A 7013-nucleotide genomic window follows, 5' to 3' on the forward strand; every position below is an offset into this window, starting at 1 on the left:
GACAATGGCTGCAACAACCGCAACGACTGCCACGACCGCAACGGTCAAGCCGGTCAAGCCGACCAAACCGCACAAGTCGCGCGCCGACTCCATGCTCCCGCCGATGACACCGAAACTGGCGGTCGGCCTGACGATCGTCATCGTCATCGCCGCGTTCGCGATTTTCGTGCCGTTCTTCGTCGATGATCCGAACAAGGTCAGTGACGTCGGACTGACCGGCCCGAGCGCCGAGCACTGGCTCGGCACCACGCAGACCGGCCAGGACGTGTTCGCCCAGCTCGCCTACGCCTGCCGTGGCTCGCTGTTCATAGGCCTGACCGTCGGCGTGCTCGCCGTCGCGCTCTCCAGCTTCTTCGGCATCCTCGGCGCCTACGTGGGCGGCGCGACCGACGAGGCGTTCTCGCTGCTCTCCAACGTGATGCTCGTCATCCCCGGTCTGCCGCTCATGATCGTCATCGCCAGCTACATGCCGAACAAATCGAGCGTGCTTGTCGCCGGCGTGCTCGCCCTGACCTCGTGGGCCGGCCCGTCGCGAGTCCTGCGCGGATTCACAATGTCGGTGCGCTCGCGAGACTACGTGCTTGCCGCCCGCGTGGCCGGCGAAAAGCCGTGGCGCATCCTGTTCGTCGAGATCTTCCCGAACCTGATCCCGCTGCTCGCCTCACAGGCCATGAGCGCGATCATCGCCGCGATCCTCGGCGAAGCCGGTCTGAGCTACCTCGGCCTCGGCGCGACCGACTCGTACACCTGGGGCACGATGCTCTACTACGCGCAGAACGGCATGGCGCTCATCCTCGGCGCATGGTGGTGGTTCATCCCGCCGGGACTGTGCATCGCCCTGTTCGGCGCGGCTCTGGCGCTCATCAACTTCTCGGTCGACGAGATCGTCAACCCGAAGCTCAAGGCCGCCACCCGCAGCCAGATCAAGCAATGGAAGCTCGAGGAGAAGGCCGGCAAGGCCCGGTCCGACGCGGCCCACGCGGCAACGCCGGCGCTTGCCAAGGTCACCAAGGTCACAGCAAAGGAGGCCGTCGCATGACCGCCGCAATGAATAGCAGCGCTGCCGCAGCCGGCATCGCTGCCGACATCCCGACCAACGTGCTGCCGCCCGTCTACGAAGCGGACCCGGTGCTCGAAATCGAGGACTTCTGCGTCGAATACCGCGCCGAAAAGACCGTGCAGGCCGTCAAACACGTCAACCTCAAGCTCGGCCGCGGCGAGGTCCTCGGACTCGCTGGCGAATCCGGCTGCGGCAAATCCACGCTCGCGTATGGCGTCAACCGACTGCTCAAGCCGCCGGCCGTCGTCACCTCCGGCCGCGTGACGTTCAACTCGCGCGAAGGCTATCCGATCGACGTACGCGCCCTCGAAGGCGACGATCTGCGCATGTTCCGCTGGGAGAAGATCTCGATGGTCTTCCAGGGTGCGATGAACTCGCTCAACCCGGTCAAGAAGATCAAGGACCAGCTCGGCGACGTGTTCACCACGCACCGGCCGGACATGGGCCGCAAGGAGCGTCTCGACAAGTGCGGCGAACTGCTCGAACGCGTCGGCGTGGACCGCAACAGGTCAACGCCTACCCGCACGAACTGTCCGGAGGCATGCGCCAGCGCGTGATGATCGCGATGGCGATGGCGCTCGACCCGCAGGTGATGATCATGGACGAGCCGACCACCGCGCTCGACGTGGTCGTGCAGCGCGAGATCCTGCGCGAGATCACCAGGCTCAAGGACGAATTCGGTTTCGCCGTCATCTTCATCACGCACGATCTGCCGCTGCTGCTCGAAATCTCCGACCGCATCGCCGTGATGCGCAAGGGCGAGATCATCGAGCTCAACGACGCGATGGACCTGTACACCAATCCGCAGCAGGAGTACACGCGCAAGCTGCTCTCCAGCTTCCCGTCGCTGACCGGCGAACGCGGCGACTTCATCCGCACCGGTTCCGAAGACCTGGCCGAAGGCACCTCGCCGTTCGCCACCAAGGAGTGAGTATCATGACCACGCTTGAATTGAGGGACGTCACCAAGCAGTTCGACCTGCGTTCGGGATTGAAGACGACCAAGTTCACGGCCGTCAGCCACGCGAGCTTCACGCTCGAATCCGGCAAGACTGTCGCGCTGGTCGGCCAGTCCGGCTCCGGCAAGTCGACGATCGCGAAGATGATCCTCGGTCTGGAGGTGCCGACCGAAGGCCAGATCCTGATCGACGGCAAGCCGGTCGACCACCACGGCGGCAAGGCCGACCACATCTTCCGCAAGACCGTGCAGATGGTGTTCCAGGACCCGTACGCCTCGCTCAACCCGTTCCACACGGTCGAACACCACATCGCCCGTCCGATGAAGCTGCACCACCCGGGCATGAGCAATGCGGAAGTGCACCGGCGCGTGATCGAGCTGCTCGACCGCGTGCGTCTGACCCCGGGCGAGGACTTCGCCAAGCGCCTGCCCGGCGAACTGTCCGGCGGCCAGCGCCAGCGCGTCGCCATCGCGCGTGCGCTCGCCCCCGAGCCGAGCATCCTTATCGCCGACGAACCGGTGTCGGCGTTGGACGTGTCGATCCGACTCGGCGTGCTCAACCTCTTGGCCCGTCTGCAGCGCGAGGAGAACCTCGGTGTGCTGTACATCACGCACGACATGGCCACCGCCCGCCATTTCTCCGACGAGATCATGGTGATGCGCAAGGGCGAGATCGTCGAACGCGGTCCGGCCGACGACGTGATCCTCCACCCGCAGGCCGAATACACGAAGACGCTGATCGGCGCGGCCCCCGATCCGGAGCGCAGGCTCCGGGAGCTCATGGCCCAGCGGACGGCCGCATAGCCGTCGCGTGCCGCCGCAACGGCAACCAACGGCGATCAGTCGCCGCACACCGCACATTCACGAAGAAGGCATGATCATGACCAGCACCATTCCGTCCCACAAGCCGGGCACCTTCAGCCCGATCGCGCACGGCTGGACCGTCCGCGCGCTCAACCCGCAGGCCGCGCCGGAGAACTTGCGCGACGCGATCGCCGCCGGCGTCCCCGCGACCGTCCCCGGCGAAGTCACGCTCGACCTCGTCGCCGCCGGGCTCATCGACGAGCCGTTCGACGGCGACAACGAGACGCGACAGCAGTGGATCGGCGACGTCGACTGGCAGTACGAGACCACGTTCGACTGGCGCGACGACGGCAACACGCGGCACGATCTGGTCGCGTACGGACTCGACACGGTCGCCGCCGTCACGCTCAACGGACAGCTCGTCGGCTGCGCGCAGAACTACCATCGCACGTACCGCTGGGACGCGCGCGGCCAGCTGCGCGACGGCGCGAACACGCTCGCCGTCACGTTCGCATCGTCCGTGCGCGAATCCGACCGCCGCGAACAGGAGCTCGGCTACTGGCCGCACACCGAACACCACGCGTTCAACCAGCTGCGCAAGCCCAGCTACCAGTTCGGCTGGGACTGGGGCATCGACGTGGCGAACGCCGGCATCTGGCGCGAGATCGGCATCGACTCGTGGTCCGGCGTGCGGTTCAAGGCCGTGCGTCCGATCGTCGACGTGCTGCCTGCGACCGGTACGACTGGTCCGACCGGCGTGCTCAGGACCACCGTCGAGATCGAACGCGAAGGCAACGGCCGCGTGATGGGCGCGGGCGACGCGCACCGGGGACAGCAGCCGGTGCCGGTACGCGTGCGCGTCACCGGCGCGGACGCGCACGGCCGGTCCGTCGACGTGACGGTCGACGGCGAGGTCGCGTACGGCCGCGACACGGCCACGATCACCGCCGTCGTGCCGGACGTGCGGCTGTGGTGGCCGCGCGGCTACGGCGAGCAGCCGCTGTACGACGTGACCGTCACGGCCGGTACCGCAGTCGCGCCGTCCGGCACGGACGAATCGTCCGACGCGATCGGATCGTCCCGCACGTCCGTCCCGGATGCCGCATGGGCCGGCCGCGTCGGCTTCCGCACCACGCGAGTCGACACGCGCGCCGACATGACCGGCCGCCCGTTCCAGATCTACGTCAACGACGTGCCCGTGCACGCGCGCGGCTACAACTGGGTGCCGATCGACGCGTTCCTGTCACGCGCCGACCGCGCGTTCTACGCGGCCCGCTTCGCCGATCTGGTCGAGTCGAATTCGAACATGATCCGCGCGTGGGGCGGCAGCATCTACGAGTCCGACGACTTCTACGATCTGGCCGACGAGCTGGGCATCATGGTCTGGCAGGACTTCATGCTCGCGTGCGCCGCCTACCCGGAGGACGCCGGCACCAAGGCTGAGATCGAAGCCGAGGCACGCGAGCACATCACGCGGCTCGCCCAGCATCCGAGCCTGATCGTATGGAACGGCTCCAACGAGAACTACGTCGCCTACAGCGAATGGTGGGGCGTCAAGCAGGCGCTCGCCGACGACGACAGGCCGGCCAACGCATACGGCTACGGCGAGAAGGGCTGGGGCGACTGGTACTACAGCGAACTGTTCCCGCAGCTGCTCGCCGAACTCGACCCAAGCCGCGTGTATCTGCCGAGTTCGCCGATGTCGTTCACGCCGTTCGTCGACGCGAACAAGGAGAAGGACGGCACGATGCACATCTGGGACGTGTGGAACCGCGTCGACTACACGAAGTACGCGGACTACACGCCGCGGTTCGCCGACGAGTTCGGCTACCAGGCGCCGCCCGCGTTCAGTACGCTCACACGCGTCGTGCACGATGAGCCGCTTGACCCGTTCGGCAGGCAGATGCTCGTGCACCAGAAGGCGTCGGGCGGCAACGTCAAGCTGGCGCGCGGCATGCGAGGGCATCTGACGCCGGGCAATATCGACGACGTGAGCTACGGCGGCGTGGTCAACGGCACGCCGGCCGACGGCGAGCACAGCTGGTTGATCCCGACCGACACGTGGGGCGACATCGAGGACTGGCATTGGGCGTGCCAGCTGCAGCAGGCGCAGGCGCTGCGGTTCGGCGTCGCGCACATGCGCTCGCTCGAGCCGGTCAACGCGGGCGCGCTGATCTGGCAGCTCAACGACGACTGGCCGGTCGTCTCGTGGGCCGCGGTCGACTATTACGGGCAGCGCAAGCCGCTGTGGTATGCATCGCGCGACTTCTTCGCGCCGCGTTTCGCGACGATCCAGCCGCGTACGAGCGAACGGTTCCGTGCCGAGCACAGCTGGGAGGGCCAGCCGGTCGCGGCCGATCATCTCGAGCTGGTGCTGGCCAACGACACGCTCGTGCCGTGGACGGGCTCGTGGACGGTCCGTCGCGTGACGCTCGCCGGCGAGACGCTCGCGTCGCAGACGTTCGACGACGTGACCGTCGGCGCGTCCGGCGTTCCCGGCCACGTTGCGCTGGTGCTGGACGCCGCGGTCGCGACGTTTGGCGATCCGGCAAACGAACTGCTGGTCGCCGTTCCGGCGGTCCAGGATGCCGGCGGAGACGGTTTCGCGTGCGTGATCCACAACCCGGCCGAAGTCATCGACCAGCGGCTCGACCGCACGCCGTTCACGGCGTCCGTCGCGCCGGCCGCGAACGGCGACGGCTACGATCTGACCGTCACCGCGACGTCGTACGTGCGCGACCTGTTCTGCATGGCCGACAAGGTCGACCCGTCCGCGCGCGTGGACGGTGGCATGATCAGCCTGCTGCCGGGCGAGACCGCCATGCTGCACATCGCGTGCGACCCGGCGGCCGTCGCGGACCCGGCCACATTCGCCGCACCCAACGTGCTGCGCTGCGCCAACGATCTCAAACGCTAGGCCGAGTCCGGGATCGGCGTGAGAGGACCACCGGTATCGGGTCGGCCCCGATACCGGCATGACGATATGCTGAAACAGAACTGAACGGGTTCAGTGACGGAGGTAACCGCGATGACCATGCCGAAAACGACCATCACCATCACGGATGTGGCCAAGGCCGCCGGAGTGTCGAAAAGCGCCGTCTCCTACGCACTGAACGGCAAGCCCGGCGTATCGGACGCCACGCGCGCCAAGGTGCTCGACGTGGCGCGTTCGATGGGATGGAAGCCCAACAACGCCGCCAAATCCTTGTCCGACGCGAGCACCCGCACGATCGGCGTGGTGCAGCTCGTGGACGACGCCGAAAACTTCGGCGCGGGCATGTTCGCGATGGACTGTCTCGCCGGCCTATGCCAGGTGTTGGACCCACGCGACTATTCGATCACGCTGCGTATGACCGCCGGCGGCGCGCACGCCGCATGCCGCATCCACGAAGAGTGGATCGCGTCCGGCGCGGTCGACGCGCACCTGATCATGGGCGTCGAGCTCGGAGACCCGCGACTGGCGCTGTTCCGCGCCCATCCCGAAGCCAAGGCGGTGTTCCTGTCGCAGCGCGCCGTCACCAAGGGGCTGCCCACGCTGTACAGCTCCGACGATGAGGGCGCCCGCATGGTCGTGCGCTACCTGCATGGACTCGGGCACCGCAACATCGCGCGCATCGCCGGCCCGGAGGAATACGTGCACACCATCACGCGAGATCAGGCCACGGCCGACGAATGCTCCAAGCTTGGCATGCGCTGCACCACCTTGCACGGCAAGTACCTAGCCGCGGTCGGCGAGCAGCTGTGCTTGGCATTGCTGGAATTCGGCGATTCCCCGACGGCCATCGTGTGCGATACGGACGTCACCGCGGTCGCGGCCGCGCGTGCGGCGATCGCCCGGGGGGTGTCCGTGCCCGGCGATCTGTCGATCGTGGCATGGGACGATTCTCCGTCCTGCACGTCGGCCACGCCGAAGCTGACCGCGCTGCACCGCGACGTGCGTTCGATCGGCGTCAAGGCTGGCAGTATGCTGCTGCGCATGATCGACGGCGAGTCGGTCGACTCCGAGCCGGAGGACCCGTACCAGCTCATCGAACGGGACAGCACGGCCCCCGTCTCGGAGGCGTGAGCGCGGCCTTGCGGCCGACGGCACGCGATGCTGCGGTCGTGGCTGCGGTCGCGGCAGACCGCCGCAATGACGGATGCAACGGCATGCCCGCGCACGCCGAACGGGCGAAACCCGGCTATAGGCTGC

Annotated in this window: 5 protein-coding genes; all 5 read left to right on the forward strand. The window is 67.4% G+C overall.

The features are described from left to right. The first annotated feature begins 4 nt into the window (after positions 1-4). The 5 genes from JS533_RS06740 (at position 5) to JS533_RS06760 (ending at position 6887) form a co-directional block, all read left to right on the forward strand. Positions 5-1039 carry an ABC transporter permease gene (locus tag JS533_RS06740; protein WP_241513673.1) on the forward strand — a complete coding sequence of 345 codons (1035 nt, stop codon included), beginning with the start codon at positions 5-7 and terminating at the stop codon, positions 1037-1039. Positions 1040-1394: 355 nt separating this feature from the next. Continuing rightward, entirely contained in the window at positions 1395-1991 is a 597-nt protein-coding gene (locus JS533_RS13890; RefSeq protein ID WP_476727087.1) for an ATP-binding cassette domain-containing protein, read from the forward strand. Between the two features lie 5 nt (positions 1992-1996). Next, on the forward strand, positions 1997-2821 hold the full coding sequence (locus JS533_RS06750; protein ID WP_241513674.1) for an ABC transporter ATP-binding protein: 825 nt from the start codon (positions 1997-1999) through the stop codon (positions 2819-2821). A 76-nt stretch (positions 2822-2897) separates the two neighbouring features. Beyond that, on the forward strand, positions 2898-5738 hold the full coding sequence (locus JS533_RS06755) for a glycoside hydrolase family 2 protein (RefSeq protein ID WP_241513675.1): 2841 nt from the start codon (positions 2898-2900) through the stop codon (positions 5736-5738). Positions 5739-5849: 111 nt separating this feature from the next. Further along, complete coding sequence (locus JS533_RS06760; RefSeq protein ID WP_241513676.1) at positions 5850-6887, forward strand: LacI family DNA-binding transcriptional regulator; 1038 nt, start codon at positions 5850-5852, stop codon at positions 6885-6887. Positions 6888-7013 lie beyond the last annotated feature (126 nt).

Origin of the sequence: Bifidobacterium amazonense, assembly GCF_018555435.2 — a bacterium.
Classification (GTDB): domain Bacteria; phylum Actinomycetota; class Actinomycetes; order Actinomycetales; family Bifidobacteriaceae; genus Bifidobacterium; species Bifidobacterium amazonense.

What these genes read in the sequence shown, in the direction of transcription:
- JS533_RS06740 (WP_241513673.1), top strand. Translation starts at nt 5, where the DNA reads ATGGCTGCAACAACCGCAACGACTGCCACGACCGCAACGGTCAAGCCG.
- JS533_RS06750 (WP_241513674.1), top strand. Translation starts at nt 1,997, where the DNA reads ATGACCACGCTTGAATTGAGGGACGTCACCAAGCAGTTCGACCTGCGT.
- JS533_RS06755 (WP_241513675.1), top strand. Translation starts at nt 2,898, where the DNA reads ATGACCAGCACCATTCCGTCCCACAAGCCGGGCACCTTCAGCCCGATC.
- JS533_RS06760 (WP_241513676.1), top strand. Translation starts at nt 5,850, where the DNA reads ATGACCATGCCGAAAACGACCATCACCATCACGGATGTGGCCAAGGCC.